The organism is Acinetobacter celticus (assembly GCF_001707755.1).
In the GTDB taxonomy this organism is placed as follows: domain Bacteria; phylum Pseudomonadota; class Gammaproteobacteria; order Pseudomonadales; family Moraxellaceae; genus Acinetobacter; species Acinetobacter celticus.
In genome coordinates, this window is the sequence record NZ_MBDL01000008.1 from 438,417 (window position 1) to 459,491 (window position 21,075).

Sequence of the window (21,075 nt, forward strand, 5' to 3'; positions counted from 1 at the left end):
GCCTCTCCTTATTGAGCATCTAAAATGTCTTGGGCAATATGTGGATATTGCTCTAATAACATGGAACTAAACAGCTGACGTATTTCATCTAAACGTGTCGCATTATCTGCGTCAAAACGTACTGTGAAATATTCACCTGTATTCGATGCTCGAATGATGCCAAATCCATCATCAAAATCAAGCCGTATGCCATCAATTTTACTAATTTCTGCATCAATATACTGAGATTGCTGTTCAACCGCATTTAAAACGGTTTGCGGAATCGCTTGATAAGTGCTGATATATAAATCTTCTGTACCATTACGTTCAGGATATTGTGCCAATGCTTGTGACAAACTGAGGCCTTTTTGCTGAATATATTCCATCACACGAAGTGCAGCATATAAACCATCGTCATAGCCACCACCACGGCCATCATTAAACACATAATGACCTGCATATTCGCCACCAAAGACTGCTTTACCTTGGGACTTGGCTAAATATTTTCGTAAAAATGAACTCCCCGTGCGAATCATGACAGGTAAACCACCTAAAGCCTGTATGGTATTTCTCACCATAGTCGAGCATTTTACGTCATAAACAATTTCACGTTCAGGATGATCCGCCAAACACATCTCTGCAAATAAACACAGTAAACGATCTGCCGAAATGATTTTCCCATGCTCATCAATTAGTACCAAACGGTCACCATCGCCATCTAAAGCGATACCCATACTGGCTTGTTGTTCTTGTACAGTATGACAAATTTTCGTCAAATGAATTTCTTGAGATGGGTCTGGTGCATGGTCTGGAAAGTTTCCGTCCGCTTCACAGCGAATAGCGGTTACCTGACAACCTAACTTCTTCAATACCAAGGTGGCACAACGTCCAGCAGAACCATTTAAGCCATCTAATACAACTTTAATCGGATGCTTGAGCTGAATATCAGACAATAGCGACTGCTGATACTGTAGGCAAAATTCAGGAAAAATTTGGTGCTCAGTCTGTGACTGCTGTACAGCCTGTTTCGGAATAAAAAATGCTTTAGAATCTTGCGCTACTTGCTGAATTTTCTCAGGACATGGAGGTTCGCCTTGCACGATCCATTTAATACCATTATCTGTTTTAGGATTATGGCTTGCCGTGACCATAATGCCATTGCCAGCATACTGGCGCGCAATGTAATACAACATAGGGCTTGAGCAACAGCCAATAATGGTTGCCTTTAACTGATATTCTGCACAGACTTCAAAAATAATGTGGGCATAGCTGGGACTGCTTAAACGGGCGTCATAACCGATTACTAACTGCGTTTGGCCTGCACGAATGTACTGCTGTGCCAAACCATGCGCTATGGCTTGCACCATCTCGGCATTGAGCAATGACACTTTTCCACGAATATCATAAGCGCGGAAAATATGTATTGGAAAATTATTATACAGTGACCCCATAATGCATTCTTCTAGTCATCAATTTTGCAAAGCTCTTATAATTTAAACTACCAATAATCATTAAATTATATTTTACCTTTTTAGATGTGTCTTTTTATATCATTTTTGTTTAAGAATCAATTAAAAAAAACTAAACAACGAGGTAATAAAAATTAAATTTTTTTTTATAAATTGATTTAAATATCTTCAACTTATTCTGCTTTTTGTTAAAAAAATACGACTTTTATTTCAAAAAAATTGACAAAGACTACGCTAGCAACTGAATAAAAAAACAACATAAGATCATTAAACTATTTTAGTATTCATTCTTATACTCACACTTAAAATAAAAAAATCAAAAACACCCTATTCAACACAAAAAATATAATCCTTACACATTTTTTAAATTAATAAAATTTATTTTAAAAAATCCAACCTTTATCTTAAAAATTCAACATGATGCTTATTTTTATTTGCCAATATTTATCTACTTTTATTAATATTCACAATATAAAATCCAATGCATTAAGTTCTATGAACCTTATGACCTATTCATTTCATCAACACTTTTAATCTCATCAATATATTAAGGCAATCAGTTGTATTAGGCTAAAAATGGTATACCAAAATAAATTTCATTCACTGCATAGCTTAATCAATGAGCCTGAGTTTTTTTAAGCGAGAACGAATACCGCCCTCTTTACGCTGATGCCGTTGTGCAATGTCTTTAATAGACAGTTTTTCTTCCATAAAAGCATCAATTAATTTTACTTCTTCATCTTCAGACCACTTTTGACCAGTCATTGCATCCGTACTTATGTCAATTTCATCATGAGCTGTGAGTACTTCCAGACTAGTTGTTTCTACAACAATATTATTAGATACTTTATTTTCACTCGATTGAATTGTAGCTCTTTGCTGTATCTCTTTGATATCAGATAAAAAACCCGTATTTTCACAACCTAGAATAAATAATTTATTTTGCGCACGCGTCATGCCAACATAAGCCAGTTTACGTTCAGAATCTATGTCACGGTTTTCGCCTATACGTGGCATATAATCTAAACCAATAAAAAACACATGTGGAAATTCCAATCCTTTGGATGACTCTACATTCATAATTTTAATAGAATTTTTCTGTAAATTAAGCGCTTTTTTATCTGTACTACTAAAAATTAAATCCAATTCAACATCAGGGCAATATAGAGCTATCTTTTCCTTCAGCTCTGTAATAAAAATATCGTATTGCGCCGACTTTGCTTGTAAAACGGCAATATCACTTGCTAGCACACTCGATTTTATTAATTGGCGAATTTTACGCGCAATTAAGTCCGCTAAATGACGCACGTCATTTTCATGATAAATACTTGGATATTCACCCGTTTTACACTCTCCCGTGTCTGGGTCTAAAACCCGATCATATTCATCATGATTTTGTAAACTGTCTAATAATTTGGGATTTAAAAACTCTTTGGCAATATCTAAAATTTCTTTGGTATTTCGATAACACTTTAATAATTCAACAGGTTTTTTTCCCTGAACCTGTAATCCTACTGAACGCCAACTTGGTTTTTTACGATTAAAAATATTCTGTGCAGGGTCATAGCAAAATAAAATATGATTGGTTTCTGCTTTAACCAACTTAGACAAACCAATGATCCACTCTTGCGCGAAGTCTTGCCCTTCATCAATTAAAATTGCATCATACTTATCTGACTCTGCCACATTATCTAGGGCCAAATAATCATTTAAAATATCACCAACACGGCTATTATAATCTGCCTGTTTTTCATTATTTAGCATAAACAATTTGGCATTGGTTACACTTTTAACCAAACTATGAAAATTACGAACTTCAATTTTTTCATTAAAATCATCACCAAACATTTGACTTAAATGGTTACACAACGAATTGTTATAACAAACCACCAATATTTTATAGTCTGGATAAATGGTTTTTAAATATTTGGCACGACAAGCTAAAACCAAAGTTTTACCACTACCAGCAACACCTTTTAAAATTCGGTGTCCATCGCCAATATTTTTAGCAATTGATTCTTGCGATAAATCTAAAGCTTTTACTGCCTGTGGTTCTACACTAAATAATTCATCTTGCGTGAACTCATTTACCCGAATTTCGGGAAAAATCATATAGCGTAAAAACTTCTCTTCTGCATAGCTTAATTTTTCAAATGGGAACGCTACATCTTTAAATGCTTGAATTAACTTTTGCTTAAAGGTTTTATTTTCAGCCACAAAACGTAAATCATCTTTAAAAATGGTTTTATGTGCTGTGCTAATTGAAGGTAAGGTTAAGCCAATAGAATCTGCTTCTTCTTGTTTTAATTCGGTATAAATAACACAACTACTGATTGGAAATTTTACATTTCCCTTATATGCCCCACCCGTTTGTAAAAAAATAGCTGACTTTTTAAACTCATTTAAAATACTCAACATGCATTTTCGCACTTGAGATTCTGGATTCTTTACAGCAACAATCTTATGATCATTTTTGTTATAAAAACGACCTGTAAAAGTTTCTGGGTTCAATGTTTCAAAACGGTCTTTTGACCAATCTTTAACTTCAACCACCAATAGACCGTGTTCAGGCAACCAAATAATAAAGTCGGTATACCGATTTAATGCCTTCGGCTCATGCCAAATAATGGCATTTTCGGATTGGAAAACATACTCTAATAATTGGTAGACCTTTCTTTCCCCACTGCTTGCCGATTTTAATTGTTGTATGCTTTGGGGAATTAATTCAGCCACGCTTATATACTCAAGTCATAATTAATTGATAAACCAAGCAAATTATATATAAGAATGTCTAATAGTCCACAGTATTACATTATATATTAATTAATTTTTCAAAGAATTAGCCTTATTGTGAGCAAATTACACATTCGTTCATAGATAAAATACCTGATATAAACACACAAAAACTCATGGCTCTATTTGGTCATAAAATATCTTGTAGCAATTCAATAACTATTTACCTAGTCAAATACTGATTATTTTATTCCGAAAATATTGTCTCAATTTTTATGCAGATACTCATGTTTTAAACTAAAATTTCGATGCTTATTTAAAGCCTATCTACAAATAAAATACCATTTAAATGATCGACTTCATGTTGCACGATGCGCGCTGGAAATCCGCTCAAGGTGAGCTCCATCATAGCGCCGACTAAAGTAAAATAACGGACTCGAATTGTGTCTGCTCTGGCGACTTGACCACGTTCACCTTCTACGCTTAAACAGCCTTCTTCACCTAAAAGCACCTGTTCTGACATTTCTAAAATTTCTGGGTTAAGCATCACCACTGCATCCATTTCAGGTGCGTCTGGGTAACGTAAATTAGGCCGAGAAGCCACAATAATCACGCGTTTCGAAACATAAACCTGTGGTGCCGCAATGCCGACACCACTTTTTATCTGCATGGTGGCATGCATCGATTGCGCCAGTTCATGTAACCACGTACTGTTAAATTCAGTCTCTAACACAGGTGAAGCAATGCACTTTAAAATTGCTTCTCCACGCTGTGCAACTGCTAAAATTGTACTCATTCCTTACCATCTCCAATACAGTGAAATATTTAAAAGCTACTCTTAGGCTTATGTTTAGAAAAATTTATCACGTTTTAATCATAGCTTAAGCTTTGGGCTGTAGAACAGCGAACACTATTCATTATTAAATATAAAAGACATGAACTATGTTTGATTGGTCTGCCCTATTGCAACATTATGGCTATTTGGCTGTATTTGTCGGTGCCTTCTTTGAAGGTGAAACTGTACTGCTTTTGGGTGCTTATGCTGTTCAACAACACCTTTTCAGTTTTTGGACTTTAATTGCTGTCGCAATGGTTGGCGGATTTTTGGGTGACCAAATGTATTATTATTTGGGTAAAAAATATGGCTATAGCTTTATAAAAAATCGCCCGAAATTAAATCAAAAATTTCAGCGTGCAAGCCAACTTATTTTACGTTATCCCACTTTAACCATTTTACTCATGCGCTTTTTATGGGGCTTAAGAACTATTATTCCAATGAGTTTCGGAATTGTGCATTATCCTGCGGTGCGTTATTTCCTCATGAATTTAATTGCGAGTTTTATTTGGGCCTTTGTTGTGGTCAGTGTAGGCTTGCAAATTAGTCACTGGCTACATGTCTTTTGGCATCTGCTCCTCCCACATCAACATAAAATTGTGATTACTGTCGCGGTGATTATCTGTATTGTTTTTACCCGAATGATGTATGGCCGAATAATTAAATTACAGAAATAAAAAGTATTCACTTAATGAGAAAAAATTAAGTCTGGCTTCATCTATTTTAACTATAAATATTTTACTGACTTTGGAATGCAATCATGAATACTGTGCCAGTATTGCTTGGCGTCGTTTTTAGCTCAATTGGCTTGGGCTATTTTATTTATGGTAAAAAACAACAACAAACCATGCCACTTATTTGTGGAATTGCACTAATGATTTACCCCTATTTTATTGAAAATACAGTTGTTTTAATATTAATTGGAATTATTCTCTGTATTTCACCCCAATTTATTCGCTTATAATACGGCCTATTAAAAGCCAATATCTTATAAATAATATAAATTTAGTTAAATCATAATAGAAAGTTATTAATATATAAATAAAGATTGATTATTCAACCAATTTTCAGATCATTAAACTAAACTAAGCTCTAATTAATTTCCGCTTTGTTTATGGAATATCTGCATGGACGCTCATCCACGTTTAACCAATGAAGACAAACGCACACTAGGACTTTCTTCCCTAGGTGGCGCCTTAGAATTCTATGATTTTGTAATTTATGTCTTTTACGCAAAAATCATTTCTGAATTATTTTTCCCTAGTACGCTTAGTCCGTTTTGGGCCATGCTCAACACCTATGGCATTTTTGCAGCAGGCTACTTTTTCCGTCCACTCGGCGGTGTGGTCATGGCACATTTTGGGGACTTAATTGGACGCAAACGCTTGTTCAGTCTGTCTATTTTATTAATGGCACTTCCAACCTTAATGATTGGCGTTATGCCCACATTTGAAACGATTGGTTATGCAGCACCTGTGCTTTTACTTTTAATGCGTGTGGTACAAGGCATTGCTATTGGTGGTGAAATTCCTGCAGCTTGGACATTTGTATCAGAGCATGTACCTGAAAAGAAAGTTGGTCTTGCCAATGGCTTACTTACCGCAGGGCTTTCACTGGGGATTTTACTCGGTGCATTAATGTCATTGTTTATTTCACTTAAATTCAGTGAAACTGAAATTCATGATTGGGCTTGGCGAATTCCATTTATTTTAGGCGGAATTTTTGGTTTTGTTGCACTGTACCTACGCACTTACTTAAAAGAAACCCCTGTATTCAAAGCCATGCAAGAGAAAAAATCCTTGGCCAAAGAACTCCCCGTTAAACAAGTGTTGGCTCATCATAAAACTGCCGTCATTGTAGGCATGTTTTTTACTTGGTTTTTAACGGCTTGTGTTGTTGTGCTTATTTTAGCCATGCCAAACCTACTGACAGGTGCTTTTGGTTTTGAACGTGCCGATGCTTTTAAAATGCAAAGTGCCGCCATTATCATGCAAATGTTGGGGTGTGTTTTGGCTGGTATGTTGGCTGACCGTTTTGGTGCTGGTAAAATTATGCTGTTGGGTTCTTTGGCTGTTGCCACTCTTGCCACCGTGTTCTATAACAGCTTAGGTCATGTTGCACCCTATACTGTATTTATACTGTATATGCTGTTGGGCTTAAGCTCAGGGACTGTCGGTATGGTGTCTTATAGTATGGTGAAAATGTTTCCTGCACAAATTCGTTTTTCGGGTATTTCTTTTTCTTATAATTTTGCTTACGCCATTGCAGGCGGGATAACCTTACCTCTTGTGCAGTGGTTAAGTGTCTACAGTCAAATTGGTGCAATGTACTACATTTGGGTGGTATGCATAGTGGCCTTTTTTACAGCCCTCGTTTACCGTTCGCGCTTTGAGCAACAAACAAAAAACCAAGAACTCAATGGTACGTCTTTAATTCAAGCAGATGATTAATTTTCTTGTTTGATGATTATCCATATAAAAAGAGCGGTAAATTCCGCTCTTTTTCAACTGGAAAGCCTACTTTAAACCGTTAAATTTTTACGTAACTCATCTTCGACGATGTCAATTTCCAACTGACTAAAACGACGAATTTCACTTTCCGCATGTTTTTCTAACATCCCACCAATAAGCGGAACATTGACTTTCACGCTCCATTCCAACTGAAACTGAATTTGCGAATCATCACCTGTCACTTGGCGCTGACAGTGGGCTTTTAAAGGTAAATTCGGGTCTAAGGTCACTTCAGAGGTCATTTTTGATAAGTCACTGACATCTGTACGTTTTAGACGAAATGCATCTTTTAAGAGTTTTTTTGCAATATCAGGCAGATTAACCTCTAAATTATAAGCACGCTTTAAGGTATAAATGTCCCCAGCTTTTTTAGATTCTAAAATTTCTAAATTTTCACCAGGAATACGTTTACAAACAGCTTCATGCAAAGTTATATCTGAAGCCAAGCGATGAAAGTCTGCTAGTGAAATACCTTGAATAGTAGCGTTGACAACAAACTGATGCGCCATGATGATTGTTCCTTTCATTTTTGTTTTTGTGGTTTTTCACTCTGACATAAAGGGCTTTATCCATGTCATGGTGAAATCTAAAGTTGCACTATACTCGTTTTTAAATGCTATTTTTTGCCATCCTGTATGACAATTTCCTCTGCGATATAAATAAAAACCACACGCTCATAACAACTCAAACGCACATCAAAAACTTCAGCACCATTATCTAATCCTGAAACTTCCCATACTGCACTTTTGGGTAAGTCATTAAGCCACGGTGCTTGGTAAAAGTCAGACACTGAATCAAAATTTAAATAGTCATTAGGCGTATTGACGATGCGCCTAATAAGCGCATCAAACTGATCCAACTGGGTTTGTTTAAAGTTAATCATCATGCCAAGACTATCTACACTTGAGCTAAAGCATTTGATTTGTGTTGCTGATGCTTCACTTGAGTCCACTGCCACCAACCAAAGGCTGCAAGCCCGACAAAACCTGCATATAAGCCAGCAGTGAGTATTAAGTCTTTGTAAATAAACATACCAACATAAATAATATCGACAAAAACCCAAAGCACCCATGTCGCAATATGTTTACGACTGGTCCAATAGGTTGCAAGTAAGCTAAAGGCAGCCAATTGAGCATCTAAAATGGGCACGGCCGCATCGGTAAAATATTTTAAACTAAGACCAAAAACCAAACCACCGAAGGTCGCCATCAACATTTGTAAAATGACCTTCTTGGTTGCTATCGGTTCGATGCGAATTTCATGCGCTTGATCGTGTTTTTTGCCTTTGAGCCAAAAATAAAAGCCATAAAAATTAACCACCATAAAGAAAAACTGCAAAATTGTTTCCCCATACAGCTTAAAGGTGTAAAACAAATAGGCGTACAACACAAAGGCCACAAAGTTAAACCCCCAGCACCACATATTGCGTTTAACCGTTAAGATCACGCCAATCAGACTAATAAGTACGGCTACAATTTCAAGACCAGACATGAGCAACGAAACTAAAAAAAGACGTTGCAATTATGGAAAATTCTGACCTAAAGGCAAGTTAAATCTACACCGTTTTGTTATTAAAACGCACTGACCACTCTATATGTAGAACCTGCTGTACAGCTTTTTTGACAATTTTATAAGGATTGTTTAAAACTAGCTCCATAATCATTTATTTTATCTTGAAGAGAAAAAATATGGATCATCAAGGGAAAGTCAGTCGTGAAATCCGTGGCCATATCATGCTGATTGGTCTGGATCGGGCTGAAAAGCGCAATGCATTTGACAGTTATATGATTCATGATCTTTCTGTCGCACTGACTGAATATGAAGATGGTGATGACTTACGTTGTGCCGTGATATTCGCGCACGGTGAACATTTTACCGCAGGCCTAGATTTAGTTGAACTGCAACCGAAACTGGCTTCTGGGGTCTTTCATTTTAATCCCAATGAAATTAACCCTTGGGGGACAAGCTCCAGAAAGCGGACTAAACCTGTCATTGTGGCCGTTCAAGGCTATTGTTATACCGCAGGAATTGAATTAATGCTCAATGCAGATTTAGTCATTGCACAGGACAATACTCAGTTCGCACAGATGGAAGTACAACGCGGAATTTTACCTTTTGGGGGAGCCACAGTACGTTTTGTACAAGCAGCTGGTTGGGCCAAAGCCATGCGTTTTTTGCTAACGGGCGCTCCGTTCTCTGCACAAGATGCGCTAGCGATGAATTTAATTACTGAAATTAGCACAATAGCACCACTTGATCGTGCCCTTGAATTGGCCGAACACATTTGTCGCGCTGCCCCCTTAGCGGTTCAAGCAACATTGGCATCGGCACAAGAAGCGACATTGCAAGGAGCTGAAGTGGCATTTTCCAATTTACAATTATATTTAAATCCCTTACTGCATTCACAAGATGCTCAAGAAGGTGTCATGGCCATGTTAGAGCGTAGAGCGCCTAAATTTAAAGGCAAATAAATACCATCATTACTCTAAAGCACTCAATTCAGAGGATGGATGCAAGCTGTCTCATGTGATGTAATAAGCGATTAGCTAAATGTTCCCTGTCGCCGAATTTCGTGTTTATGCTCTGCGCCAAAACGGTCGACATGTGCATAAAACACTCCATATTTTCCGACATAATATTCCAAAGATTGGTCGTAGAATGTCCAATAAATTGACCACTCTTCTAAATCTAATTTACGAATTTGTGTTTTGGAACACACCGGCATTTTACGAAATACTGCATCTTGTACCTTTTCAGCATGATCAATCGCGTACAATTGCTCTTGTTCCATAAATAAGTCAGCAATATCATCAAACAATTGTTGCTCATACGCATCGACATGAACTACCACTATTTCATCATTTTTGATATACGAACTGCCACTTATGCTCGCACCTTGATCTGGCGCTTGGGATTTGCGTCTTTTTTGAATAAATTTCTGAGTCTTATAAATTTTCAGACCAATAATCCAAGCGACAGTAAGTATAATTATGATGCAAAGTATCAATAAAAGTTTGACCATCTCTCAGCCCCGAAATAGTATTAAGTCATCTATTGTTCTCAATCATCATACGATAGATTTGGGTATTTTTTAAACAATTCATTGATATACATTCAGTGCTATAAAATTGTATTTTTTTTAAGGATAAGTACTTTTTAAGTATCACAACAGGAAAAGCAATCATGCCGTCATAAAGACTGTTTTGCTTTATAAAGTAAATTTCACATAAAGAAGACATCACACTTAAAACTGAATTGAAACAAAACTAGAATAAAACCCGACTATTTAAGTGAAAACTCTTCAAAAACACATCATAAAGCAACATTTCTCGGCTTTTAAAAATACAGATTATCTTCTGAAATGTAACTTCATTTTCAATTCAACAAGAAGAGCTATGATACGTGAATCAAGGATTGAAGATATTCCTGAAATTATTCAGGTGATTCATGAAAGTATACGTTCCTGCGTACTCGATCATCAACGCAACGAAAGTAACATTCAAATTTGGCTTGAAAAAACCAATCAATCCAATCTGTTGTTATGGCTACTTTATAATGACAGCTGGGTCTATATTGACAATAATCGTGTCGTGGGTTTTATTTTAGTGGATGACCAAGGGGTAATTTTATTAAATTATATTTGTCCTGAAATGCAACAACAAGGTATTGGCAAAGCACTTTTAATGAATATGATGGAACGTATGCACATTAAAAAAGTTAAAAAAATTACCTTGGACAGTACACAAACCGCTTTACACTTTTATAAGAAACATGGGTTTAAACCTAAACACACTGCAGATGTTACTTCAGCACAAACGACCACTCATTTGGTGAAATATTTAAGCTAAATTATTCATCTCAAAAATCTTAAATGACTTTCAGCTGATCGCGTCCCGAATGCTTTGCTTCATATAATTTCACATCGGCGGCTTTCATTAATGCATGAATATCAATATAACGATGTTGACGATCCATGAAAGCCATCCCCACACTCACCGTGACAAAATCCTTATGATCTTGTCGATTATGATGCTCAAACCCTTGCTGGCGAATTGCGTCTAAAACGGTATTCATTAATTCGACCGATACCTGAAATGGAACATTTTGCATGACGACAGCAAATTCTTCTCCGCCATAACGTGCTAAAAAAGCACTCGAAGGTAAGTTGTCTGAAATGACCTGAACCAGATTTCGCAAAATATCATCGCCTTTTAAATGCCCATAATAATCATTGTAGTTTTTAAAATAATCGACATCTAACATGGCAAAAATTAAAGTGCCCTGATGCTGTCGCTGTGTTTCTAAAAAACGCACTTGGATTTCGGCATTCAATGCACGGCGATTATATGCCCCAGTGAGCGCATCGGTTTGCACTTGATGTTCTAGCTTTGCATTTAGTGCATGAAGCTGTTCGGTGCGCGATTGTACTTTCTGATCCAGTAGACGATTCAGCTCCATCAAATTATTATTTAATTGCTCAGTATGATAGGTCTGGTACGCATAATTCCTAGACTGCTGTAGCATAATTAATAATGCATAAACGCTGGTCGAAATAAAAGATAAATTGACCGTATCAATCCAGTTCATCATTAATAAAAAGTCATTTAAGAAGGTAATACACAGAAAAATAACAGCGCATAAATTTAAGACAGAATATGTTTCGTGATGCTTTAAAGTCAGATAAAAACCATAAGCAAAGTTTATAAGAACCACCAAACCAAAGGGTGAGCAATACAGTGCCAGCCGTGCAAAAACTTCAGGAACTGAAACCAGTGTGACCGAAATATTCAAAGTCAATAACAACATCGCTATTTGGTAAATGAGACGATGTAAATATCTTGGACTCAATAAATAAATATAACTAATAAAAAATAGAATGGCGAAGTAAGTAAATATATACTCCAAGCGGGTGCCCCACAACCAGTTAATATCCGTAAATACGGTATAAGCATAGGGGGCAGAAAATAGGTTATGCAGCGCTAAAAAGACAATAAAGATGCCAAAAACAAAAATACTGGGGCTATTGCGAACTTTCGAGCCACGGAACACCGCAAATAAAATAGTGAATAAACCAATCCCCAGTACCGCGCCACAAACCATGGCAATGCTCATCATCAATTGCTGAAATTGGCGATTAATTACTTTTGCAACACCAATATGCATGGGGTTTTCTAGACCACCATGTAAAGATGAAAAGCTAGAAGCTTGAATTGCAAGGGTAAAGTATTCATTTTCCGCAACAAAATAAGCGATTCTTGGCGCATTTTCAGTCACGTGTTCTGCTGATGATTTGCCTATTTCACCGACACGAACCAAAAAATCTCCATTCAAATACACTCTATATGCGCCATATTGATTTGGAATTTTAATACCAATACGACGTCCAATGAATTCTTTGGGGATTTTAAAATATCCAACAAATGTGCCGTAATTTTCATTGCTACCAGTCAGTTCTTTAAATGAGGCAGGTAAATTGATGACTTTGGGGATAAATACAGGTGCAGGGCTTGTTCCAGTGAGAAATTGCTTTGGATAAAATAACCATTGACCTTGAAGTGGAGTACTTTCATCTTCAGAAAAATTGACTTCATTTACAGTTAAAAGATGTTGCTGATAAAAAGAAACTGGCGCAGTTTCATATTGCGCATAAACGGACGTTTGCCCAAATAAAAAGACAACGATGAGAAGAAGAGCTCCCCAGAAAAAACGAATTGCATCCTGCAAGTAAAACAATGTACACATTTTCCAAAATGTAGTTTATCAATCTAATGTACGGTTAATTTTGCTGATTTCCAAATACTTTTTCTTAATATTAGTAAACGGCTTCCTTGCCGTTTATTTAAACAAAAACTAAAACAATTAATCGCGAGTTTTCACATCAAACAATTCAATTTCAAAAATTAAATTTGAGTTCGCTGGAATAACATTCCCCATTTTACGTGAACCATAAGCCAAATGTGAAGGCACGATCAGTTTACGTTTTCCACCCACTTTCATTCCCATAATACCTTGATCCCATCCTTTAATGACACGGCCTGTACCAATTACGGTTTCAAAGTAACTGCCACGGTCAACAGAAGAGTCAAACTTCGTTCCATCTTCTAACCAGCCTGTATAGTGCGTGGTAATTAATGCGCCTTTAACCGCTTCTTTGCCTTCGCCAACTTTTAACTCAATAATTTCTAATTCATTTGACATATTTGCACACCTAAAAATAAATACTGCTACGCGACATTATAAACTGCTCTACAGCTATAACTGCACTTTTCTATGCAAATTGGCTAAAAGCTTAGCTCGATAATACTTGGATCATCCAATAAATATTCAGTTAAATGACGATGATTATCTGCTGTACCAATAAGTACCCAACGCCCTGTTATTCTATGTTCCGTTTTACGCTGTGTATTACGAATGACCTGCATGCCGTATTCTTTAAATAATTCTTCATATTTATCTAGAGTTTCTTGGCGGTATGGACAAACAATCCGATACGTCCGCGCCTGATGCCTATGCTCAATACGTTCTTGCACATAAATCAGCAAAATTAAAACGATTAAAACAATGAGTGTGGCAAACAAACTCAGTATCAAATAGCCCGCACCGACTGCCATACCAATCGCTGCTGTCATCCAAATGGTGGTTGCTGTAGTGATACCTGAAATGCGGTTTTCATCTTTAAAAATAACGCCCGCGCCTAAAAAACCCAGACCTGTTAAAATATTGGCAGCCAAACGGTCTGGGTTTTCTACACCAATTTTTAGCGATAAAATAGTAAATAGACAGGAACTCAAACTCACCATAATCATGGTGCGTAAACCTGCAGACTTACTGCGATATTCACGCTCTGCGCCAATAACAGCGCCAATTGCTAAAGCCACCAGCAGATGGATTAAGTCAGCATAATCTGCATACATACTGTGCCTTTATTGTTATTTCTCTGCTTTAGGTATACAAAACTTTGTATGAAAGATGCAAGTCTTGCTTACATCTTTCATTGAAATTTCAATCAATACTGTTGCATGAATACGGCTCTAAAACGCGTACTGAATTATTGCAACTGTTCCCACTCAATGACCGCTTGTGCATGATTGCCAATTAAAGTCCATTCACCATCCATCACATTTAACTGCAATTGCATGGTACGTTCACACAACGCCTGAATGGCTTCAGTGGTTGCAGTAGACAACTTCCACATTTCAACATTTTTTAATGTCTTTAATTTGCTATTGCGTTTGTACCATTCATCAACAGCACTGCCATAAGTAATGACCGCAACTTGCTTGCAACGTGCACTGGCTTTTTTTACTTTGTCTTCATCTGGGCTACCGACTTCAATCCATTTTACCAATTGACCCGTTAAATCTTTTTCCCACAAGGCAGGCTCATCTGTCTCAAACAAATCTTTGGTAAATTCCAAAGCTTCATCTGCATAACGTGCGTAAGCTAAAATACGCACCATCAGACGTTCAATGGTTTCTGAAGGATGTAAAGCCATTGTCAGTTGGAAGTCCGCATATTGATGAACATCCATATTGGCAATATTCAATTCTGCTTTATAAATTGTCGCTTTCAGTGCCATAAAAAAGTCCTCAAATTTGGCGCCTAGCATATAAGATTTAGCCACATTTTGCAGAGAAGATTGCGCTATTTCGTATCATCAACACGGCAGTTCATCAACTGGCTTTCAAATTCTAGCCATTCCTTACTTTGCTGATAAATAATTTCGAGGCGGTTATCAATACTTTCTTCGGCAGATTGATAGTTGAATTGTTCAGGATTGAAGTTAAAACTTTTCCAGCCCGCATTGGTATTAAAGATACCTTTGATACGTAACCAATTTTTTTGTTCACAAAGCACGTCTAATAAATCATAAAAATCAAAAACCCAGCGCTTTGGCATTTTCCAACCTGCAACGCTATAGCCTTGTGCTGTTTCAACATAATGATAAGGCAACTGTTTAATTTCAGGCATGGCTTCTGTTGACGATAGATTTCTTTGAATTTGGAGCAAAGGCTGTATTTTTCGCGACGTGCCCGTAAAAGCCAAATCAACATCGGTCAGGGTCAACTCCTCTATGGGTAGGTTTAACCATATTTGCTGATAAGGCCGATATTCTTTTTGTAAGGCGAATAATGCCAATTTGTCTGCGTCAGTCATCACATCGACATGAGAAACCGTAACAATTTGTGCGGCTTTCAGCTGATCTGCATATAAGTTTTGCTTGCTCCAATCACTATCATGCAAACGTGAACCATCAATCACCGTGACCAAAGCCCGCATGTTCAAATGAGGTTGCCAATGTGGCTCAGTTAGTTGTTCTAACAACTGTGCAGGATGCCCCAAACCAGTGGGTTCAATAAATAAACGGTCAGGTTGAGTTTCTGACAATAAGCGCGACAAGGCCATCTGCATGGGCATTTGACTGCTACAGCATAAGCAACCGCCCAGTAACTCTTTAACGGCATAACCTTGATCTTGTGGTAGTAACTGCTGATCGACCCCAATTTGACCAAACTCATTCATCAACACAGCCCACACTTCACCTTCTGGTTTTTGGCTCAGTAAATGCTTCAGCAATGTGGTTTTTCCAGCACCTAAAAAGCCTGAAATAATATGCACAGGAATGGCATGAGATGGGGTAATAAGCTTCAAAATGGCCTGCATGAACAAAAGTAACTGACATATTCTATAGCGATACGCCCTTAATCGTGCAAGTTTCTAAACCTCGGTTCAATGGTTATTTGCAAGTCTCTATTTTTCACTCTGTTGATGATGCAATGTCTTAAAAATAGACCTCGATACTCCCACCCCTCATTCAATTGAGCGTTCAAAATTGCTTAGATCAGCAATATTGTAATAAATGCTTACATCTTTAACGCACTCAAATTTAATATTTAAGCGTTCAAACCAACTGGTTGGTAAAGCGTATGTAATCTAAAATTGCCTAATCTAGGTTTTTGAAATGTTTTCATACATTTTATTTGAAAATTTGAGCGCAATTTTCACATAAGACTACAAAGTTTCTGTCCTTGTATCGTTCGAGTAAATCGTCATGTGGCCTTTTGTTGCGGCTATTGATCATATCCCTTGATACTTTTAGCATGAGTTCGGATTCAAATTGAGAGTGATGCTCAATGTGAATCATGATGAAAATACATTAAAGATTAAAAGGATGCTCAAAATGAAATTAACTCAAATTTTACTTGCTTCAACTTTGGCTGTTGTCGCTGCAACCAGTTTTGCCGCTTCAGATGCTCAATCACCAACCATCAAAGAAGCGCAAAAAATTGTGGTAAGTACACAGGAACAACCGGTTGCCGAAGATGCGACAACCCACTCAAGTGCTGCACAGCCCGCTTCTGAAGCAAATGCTGAAGGCGCTACACCTACTCAGCCTGCGCAATAACAACAGCGCAATTGACGCTTCGCCTTTTAGGCTAAAGCTGCTCAACATTGATTTTTAATGTTTTTAGCCTAAAAATAAAACCGAAGTGCTGTCATTAGCTCTTCGGTTTTTATATCGACTATACGCAGAATGATCGTCCTCTCAATCTTGGGCAATAAAAAAGACCGCCATGGCAGTCTTTTTCTTTCGCGAAATCAGCGATTGGTCGATTTTTTATAAATGCTACAAGATGGATGATGATTTTCCTGTAAGCGTGCAACTTTGCGATGCTCTGCAGCTTCAAAACGGCAACGCTTCCAATCATTGTCCAAATTCAATGCAGGAATTGGTTTTGGTTTACCTGTTTCATCCACAGCAACCATAGTGAAATAGCAACTGTTGGTGTGGCGTACTGTCCGTTTTTGGATATTCTGTGCTTCTACACGAATACCAATTTCCATCGACGTGCGACCGACATGATTTACACTTGCAAGAAATGTCACCAGCTCACCGACATGAATCGGTTCTTTAAAATTTACTTTATCTACAGATAAGGTAACCACATAGCTCCCCGAATATCGGCTCGCGCATGCATATGCCACCTGATCCAGCAATTTTAGAATAGTGCCACCATGGACATTACCTGAAAAGTTAGCCATATCTGGGGTCATTAAGACTGACATGTTTAACTCAGATTGGTCTTCTAATACTGGAGCAATTTGATCTAATGGGGACATCGCGTTTCTCTAGACTCTGTGAAATCACATTGATAAGTGTGATTATTATATCGTTTTTCATTTGAAGAAAATGTTCTAATCGGCAAAAAAACCATCACTATTATTTATAGTGATTCCATCATCATTCAATAAAATATATAAAAGTAAGTTTAAATGATTGAATTCGAATTAAATTTACCAAATATCCTCGTCATTGACCTATGACAAAAAATACAGCGAATTAATGTGTATTCTCTCACAATAAGAAAAATGAACAGATAAAAAGGATTGAATGAAAGAACAACAAGATTATAACGCGAGTCTTATAACTGAGGCCGCAGAATTTTAAGCATTTCAAATGACGTATTTTTCTAACTTAATTTTTGCTGATGATTCATCGGCTGCTACGGAGGTCACGATAAAAACATGAGCAATTTTTAACTGTAAGCTACAGTTAAACCTCTAGATCATAAAATTGATACAACATAGCCATAGGATGGTTTAGTTTAATAACAATAACTTAATATAAAGATATGTATAAAACAGAGATGGTTAAGGCATGCTTTAGCGCTCATACCTATAAAAGCTAATACATACAACAGTACGATTCAGATCAGAAAAATTATCGATTAAAAATACCAGAAAATTTAATTATTTTTCTACACAGTTCGTCCCAAATAAATACCATCTTGCTTAGATGGTATCTTAAAAATTGTACTAGCGCTGTGCGCTATAAGGCATGATCTGATGCCCTAATGCATATTTATGTGTAGCATAAACCAGAGAAATGTCATTTAGTTTCAGCTCAGCCGCTGTGACACCTGCCTGCATGGTCGACTCACGACCTTCAACATCAAAAATATGGGCTTTTTCCCGAATATCGGGTTGAATGACCACATCTGCACGCTTTAACTCTTCTTTGGCCAAATAATACTGCATGATGTTAATATTTTGATTGAACAATCCCCATACATTTGTGGTTTCAGTATGTACAGGCTTTGCCAAAATATCGACCGCAATAATAATATCTGCACCTAAATCACGTGCAACATCGACAGGGACTGGACTGACCAAACCACCATCGACATATTCCTGCTGATTAATGACCGCAGGAATAAACATGCTTGGAATAGACACTGAAGCACGTACTGCTTGCCCTGTATTTCCCGCATTAAAGACCATTTTATTGCCCTGTTGTAACTCGGTCGCAACCACATACATTGGGATTTTCAGAAGTTCTAATGGGGTATTACTGACTTGTTTATTAATATAATCTTCTACTTTTTTGCCGTCCAACACCCCTTTTTTATCAAGGCGAATTTCTCGTACATCTTTCGGCTTCATGCTTAAAGCAACTTCACGTAATTGCTCTGCGTTCATACCCGACGCATACAGTGAACCAACAATACTACCTGCACTGGTACCTACAATAAAATCGGGTTTAATACCATTGGCTTCAAGAACTTGTATTGCACCAATATGTGCATAACCTCGTGCTCCACCACTACCCAGCACCAAAGCCACAATAGGACGCTGTTCTTGTTGCTTGAGTTTTTTAAAATCAATACGGTCTTTTCCTGCATAGGCTTCTACAGGCTGTAAAGTAGAAAATTCTGTGATAAGCCCTGACACTGAAGTCGTATCAGTTGCTTGAGTTGCTATCGATTGACAACCCGCGAGACATACACAGGCCAACGTAGCAAAAGCAAATTTCATTTTCACCACAAATATTCCCACGGTATTGATTCAAGTTCTTTATAACTGGACAGTCTAAAGAGATCGGGTTGTAGCAACTGTTATAATTCGTTAAACAGCAAAGGTTATCAGCGCCAGTTGTGCCAAACAGTCATCTTATAAAATTATAATTCAAAAAAGAACCTTGTGAAGAAGTATGTAGCGATGTAATTTATTTTAAGTTTTTGGATATTTTTATAGATGCGGTACCAATCGTATTTGTCACTTTTGAATAGCCTTTTTTTACCTATATGTAAATAAAAAGTCTCTCAAATATTGTGTACTAAAAGATAATAAGAAAGCCCCATCTAGGGATTATTGATTTTATACACCCAAGCAAGTGAAGTTTGATTGAATTATTCATACAAAAGAAAAGCCTTTTACAAGGCTTTTCTTTTCATCATTTACGCTAAAAATTTAAGTACCATTTGAATAACTGTCGCATTAATCAAATCTACAAAGAACGCACCACATAGTGGCACAATCAAAAATGCCTTATGTGATGGCCCGTACATGTTGGTAATGGCCTGCATATTTGCAACGGCAGTAGGTGTTGCCCCCATACCAAAACCACAATGCCCTGCAGACAATACTGCAGCATCGTAGTTTTTCCCCATAACACGGAATGTGACAAATGCAGCATACAGTGCCATGGTCAAGGTTTGCGCACCTAAAATAACAACCAGTGGGCCAGCTAGATCTGACAATTGCCACAATTTTAATGACAATAATGCCATCGCTAAATAAAGTGACAAAGACGCATTTCCAAACACATCAATGGCGCGGTCAAATATCTGAACTTTAAAAATGCTTTCCAGTATATTTCGTAAAATTACACCACCAGCCAAAGCCCAAACAAATGTCGGTAACTCAAAGATTGTCCCTTTGCTATAACCAGTCATGAATTCAGCAAAAGCCAAACAAGCTGCAAATAGACCCAATGTCGTAATTGCATTATCTGCTGTAATTAAGCGAACACGATGTGGATATTCGAATGGTACATATTCAGTCGAATTAATATCTTCTAGAGGTGTACTATCACTTTTTTCAATTTGTTCATTGGTACGAGGAGTTGCCAATTGATAACGGTTGATAAGCAACTTCGCTAGAGGCCCACCAATAATACCGCCAATAATCAAACCGAATGTTGCACTAGCCATACCTAAAGCCAACGCACCCTTAATACCATGTTGCGTCTCTAAAATTTCGCCCCAAGCACCCGCTGTACCATGGCCACCTGTTAAGGTAATTGAGCCAGCAATTAAACCAATTAAAGGATCAATACCCAATAAGGTCGCTAAGCTAATACCAACAAAGTTCTGTACCACAATAAATGAAGCAACAGCCACCAAGAACACAACAAGTCCCAAACCACCTTCTTTAAGTTTGGCGAAATTTGCACTTAAACCAATAGATGCAAAAAAAATCAGCATAAAACTGGTTTGTAGTGCACTACTCGTCGTAATACTATAGCCCCAAAGGCTATGTACAATAAGCGATATAACCGCTGCAACCAAACCACCGGCAACTGGTTCAGGAATATTGTATCGCTTTAAAAAACTAATCTTATTAACAAGAAAACGCCCCAACAACAATACAATAACTGCTGCAATTAGGGTATAGAACGCGTTAAAAGTAAATTCCATAATAATAGTCCATGCAGATAATGGCCCGCCACAATTAAACAGTCCTGTAAAATAACAACGAAACATAA

The 21,075-nt window shown here is 37.2% G+C and carries 21 protein-coding genes; 6 read left to right on the forward strand and 15 right to left on the reverse strand.

Annotated elements, in window-relative coordinates:
• Nucleotides 1–8: 8 nt before the first annotated feature.
• The 3 genes from BBP83_RS06225 to def all read right to left on the reverse strand — a co-directional run bounded on the left by BBP83_RS06225 (nucleotide 9) and on the right by def (nucleotide 4,977).
• Nucleotides 9–1,430 carry a phosphomannomutase/phosphoglucomutase gene (locus tag BBP83_RS06225; protein WP_068886576.1) on the reverse strand — a complete coding sequence of 474 codons (1,422 nt, stop codon included), beginning with the start codon at nucleotides 1,428–1,430 and terminating at the stop codon, nucleotides 9–11.
• Nucleotides 1,431–2,060: 630 nt separating this feature from the next.
• Nucleotides 2,061–4,181 carry a 3'-5' exonuclease gene (locus tag BBP83_RS06230; protein WP_068886578.1) on the reverse strand — a complete coding sequence of 707 codons (2,121 nt, stop codon included), beginning with the start codon at nucleotides 4,179–4,181 and terminating at the stop codon, nucleotides 2,061–2,063.
• 316 nt (nucleotides 4,182–4,497) lie between these two features.
• Complete coding sequence (def, locus tag BBP83_RS06235) at nucleotides 4,498–4,977, reverse strand: peptide deformylase (protein WP_068886580.1); 480 nt, start codon at nucleotides 4,975–4,977, stop codon at nucleotides 4,498–4,500.
• Nucleotides 4,978–5,123: 146 nt separating this feature from the next.
• Between def and BBP83_RS06240 the strand changes: the two genes are divergently transcribed.
• The 3 genes from BBP83_RS06240 to BBP83_RS06250 all read left to right on the forward strand — a co-directional run bounded on the left by BBP83_RS06240 (nucleotide 5,124) and on the right by BBP83_RS06250 (nucleotide 7,466).
• On the forward strand, nucleotides 5,124–5,693 hold the full coding sequence (locus BBP83_RS06240) for a DedA family protein (protein WP_068886582.1): 570 nt from the start codon (nucleotides 5,124–5,126) through the stop codon (nucleotides 5,691–5,693).
• An 83-nt stretch (nucleotides 5,694–5,776) separates the two neighbouring features.
• Nucleotides 5,777–5,980 (forward strand): amino acid transport protein, encoded by a 204-nt coding sequence (locus tag BBP83_RS06245; RefSeq protein ID WP_068886584.1) that lies wholly within the window; start codon nucleotides 5,777–5,779, stop codon nucleotides 5,978–5,980.
• 163 nt (nucleotides 5,981–6,143) lie between these two features.
• Nucleotides 6,144–7,466, forward strand: a complete 1,323-nt coding sequence (locus tag BBP83_RS06250) for an MFS transporter (protein ID WP_068886585.1) — start codon at nucleotides 6,144–6,146, stop codon at nucleotides 7,464–7,466.
• 71 nt (nucleotides 7,467–7,537) lie between these two features.
• On the opposite strand, the gene BBP83_RS06255 is transcribed toward BBP83_RS06250, so the two are convergent.
• The 3 genes from BBP83_RS06255 to pnuC all read right to left on the reverse strand — a co-directional run bounded on the left by BBP83_RS06255 (nucleotide 7,538) and on the right by pnuC (nucleotide 9,017).
• Complete coding sequence (locus tag BBP83_RS06255) at nucleotides 7,538–8,035, reverse strand: DUF2505 family protein (RefSeq protein WP_068886587.1); 498 nt, start codon at nucleotides 8,033–8,035, stop codon at nucleotides 7,538–7,540.
• A 107-nt stretch (nucleotides 8,036–8,142) separates the two neighbouring features.
• Nucleotides 8,143–8,412, reverse strand: coding sequence for a hypothetical protein (locus tag BBP83_RS06260; RefSeq protein WP_068886589.1), 270 nt, complete (start codon nucleotides 8,410–8,412; stop codon nucleotides 8,143–8,145).
• Between the two features lie 11 nt (nucleotides 8,413–8,423).
• Entirely contained in the window at nucleotides 8,424–9,017 is a 594-nt protein-coding gene (gene pnuC / locus BBP83_RS06265; RefSeq protein WP_068886591.1) for a nicotinamide riboside transporter PnuC, read from the reverse strand.
• 197 nt (nucleotides 9,018–9,214) lie between these two features.
• Between pnuC and BBP83_RS06270 the strand changes: the two genes are divergently transcribed.
• On the forward strand, nucleotides 9,215–9,997 hold the full coding sequence (locus BBP83_RS06270; RefSeq protein WP_068886593.1) for a crotonase/enoyl-CoA hydratase family protein: 783 nt from the start codon (nucleotides 9,215–9,217) through the stop codon (nucleotides 9,995–9,997).
• A 71-nt stretch (nucleotides 9,998–10,068) separates the two neighbouring features.
• On the opposite strand, the gene BBP83_RS06275 is transcribed toward BBP83_RS06270, so the two are convergent.
• Nucleotides 10,069–10,548, reverse strand: coding sequence for a hypothetical protein (locus BBP83_RS06275; RefSeq protein ID WP_068886596.1), 480 nt, complete (start codon nucleotides 10,546–10,548; stop codon nucleotides 10,069–10,071).
• Between the two features lie 373 nt (nucleotides 10,549–10,921).
• On the opposite strand from BBP83_RS06275, the gene BBP83_RS06280 reads away from it, so the two are divergent.
• Entirely contained in the window at nucleotides 10,922–11,374 is a 453-nt protein-coding gene (locus tag BBP83_RS06280; RefSeq protein WP_068886598.1) for a GNAT family N-acetyltransferase, read from the forward strand.
• A 19-nt stretch (nucleotides 11,375–11,393) separates the two neighbouring features.
• Here the strand turns inward: BBP83_RS06280 and BBP83_RS06285 are convergent, their stop codons facing one another.
• The 5 genes from BBP83_RS06285 to BBP83_RS06305 all read right to left on the reverse strand — a co-directional run bounded on the left by BBP83_RS06285 (nucleotide 11,394) and on the right by BBP83_RS06305 (nucleotide 16,178).
• Complete coding sequence (locus tag BBP83_RS06285; RefSeq protein ID WP_425394292.1) at nucleotides 11,394–13,238, reverse strand: sensor domain-containing diguanylate cyclase; 1,845 nt, start codon at nucleotides 13,236–13,238, stop codon at nucleotides 11,394–11,396.
• A 147-nt stretch (nucleotides 13,239–13,385) separates the two neighbouring features.
• The gene (locus BBP83_RS06290) at nucleotides 13,386–13,724 is read right to left on the reverse strand and encodes an FKBP-type peptidyl-prolyl cis-trans isomerase (protein WP_068886600.1); all 339 of its coding nucleotides are present in this window, start codon (nucleotides 13,722–13,724) and stop codon (nucleotides 13,386–13,388) included.
• Nucleotides 13,725–13,807: 83 nt separating this feature from the next.
• Entirely contained in the window at nucleotides 13,808–14,440 is a 633-nt protein-coding gene (locus BBP83_RS06295; RefSeq protein WP_068886602.1) for an MgtC/SapB family protein, read from the reverse strand.
• Nucleotides 14,441–14,574: 134 nt separating this feature from the next.
• Complete coding sequence (locus tag BBP83_RS06300; RefSeq protein WP_068886604.1) at nucleotides 14,575–15,105, reverse strand: YaeQ family protein; 531 nt, start codon at nucleotides 15,103–15,105, stop codon at nucleotides 14,575–14,577.
• A 65-nt stretch (nucleotides 15,106–15,170) separates the two neighbouring features.
• Nucleotides 15,171–16,178, reverse strand: a complete 1,008-nt coding sequence (locus BBP83_RS06305) for a CobW family GTP-binding protein (RefSeq protein ID WP_068886797.1) — start codon at nucleotides 16,176–16,178, stop codon at nucleotides 15,171–15,173.
• A 529-nt stretch (nucleotides 16,179–16,707) separates the two neighbouring features.
• Here BBP83_RS06305 and BBP83_RS06310 point away from each other — a divergent pair.
• Nucleotides 16,708–16,932, forward strand: a complete 225-nt coding sequence (locus BBP83_RS06310; RefSeq protein ID WP_068886606.1) for a hypothetical protein — start codon at nucleotides 16,708–16,710, stop codon at nucleotides 16,930–16,932.
• 194 nt (nucleotides 16,933–17,126) lie between these two features.
• Here BBP83_RS06310 and BBP83_RS06315 read toward each other — a convergent pair whose 3' ends face one another.
• The 3 genes from BBP83_RS06315 to gltS form a co-directional block, all read right to left on the reverse strand.
• Nucleotides 17,127–17,648 carry an acyl-CoA thioesterase gene (locus BBP83_RS06315; protein ID WP_068886608.1) on the reverse strand — a complete coding sequence of 174 codons (522 nt, stop codon included), beginning with the start codon at nucleotides 17,646–17,648 and terminating at the stop codon, nucleotides 17,127–17,129.
• A 696-nt stretch (nucleotides 17,649–18,344) separates the two neighbouring features.
• Nucleotides 18,345–19,352, reverse strand: a complete 1,008-nt coding sequence (locus BBP83_RS06320) for a patatin-like phospholipase family protein (protein WP_415502321.1) — start codon at nucleotides 19,350–19,352, stop codon at nucleotides 18,345–18,347.
• Between the two features lie 413 nt (nucleotides 19,353–19,765).
• Nucleotides 19,766–21,007, reverse strand: a complete 1,242-nt coding sequence (gene gltS, locus BBP83_RS06325; protein WP_068886801.1) for a sodium/glutamate symporter — start codon at nucleotides 21,005–21,007, stop codon at nucleotides 19,766–19,768.
• Nucleotides 21,008–21,075 lie beyond the last annotated feature (68 nt).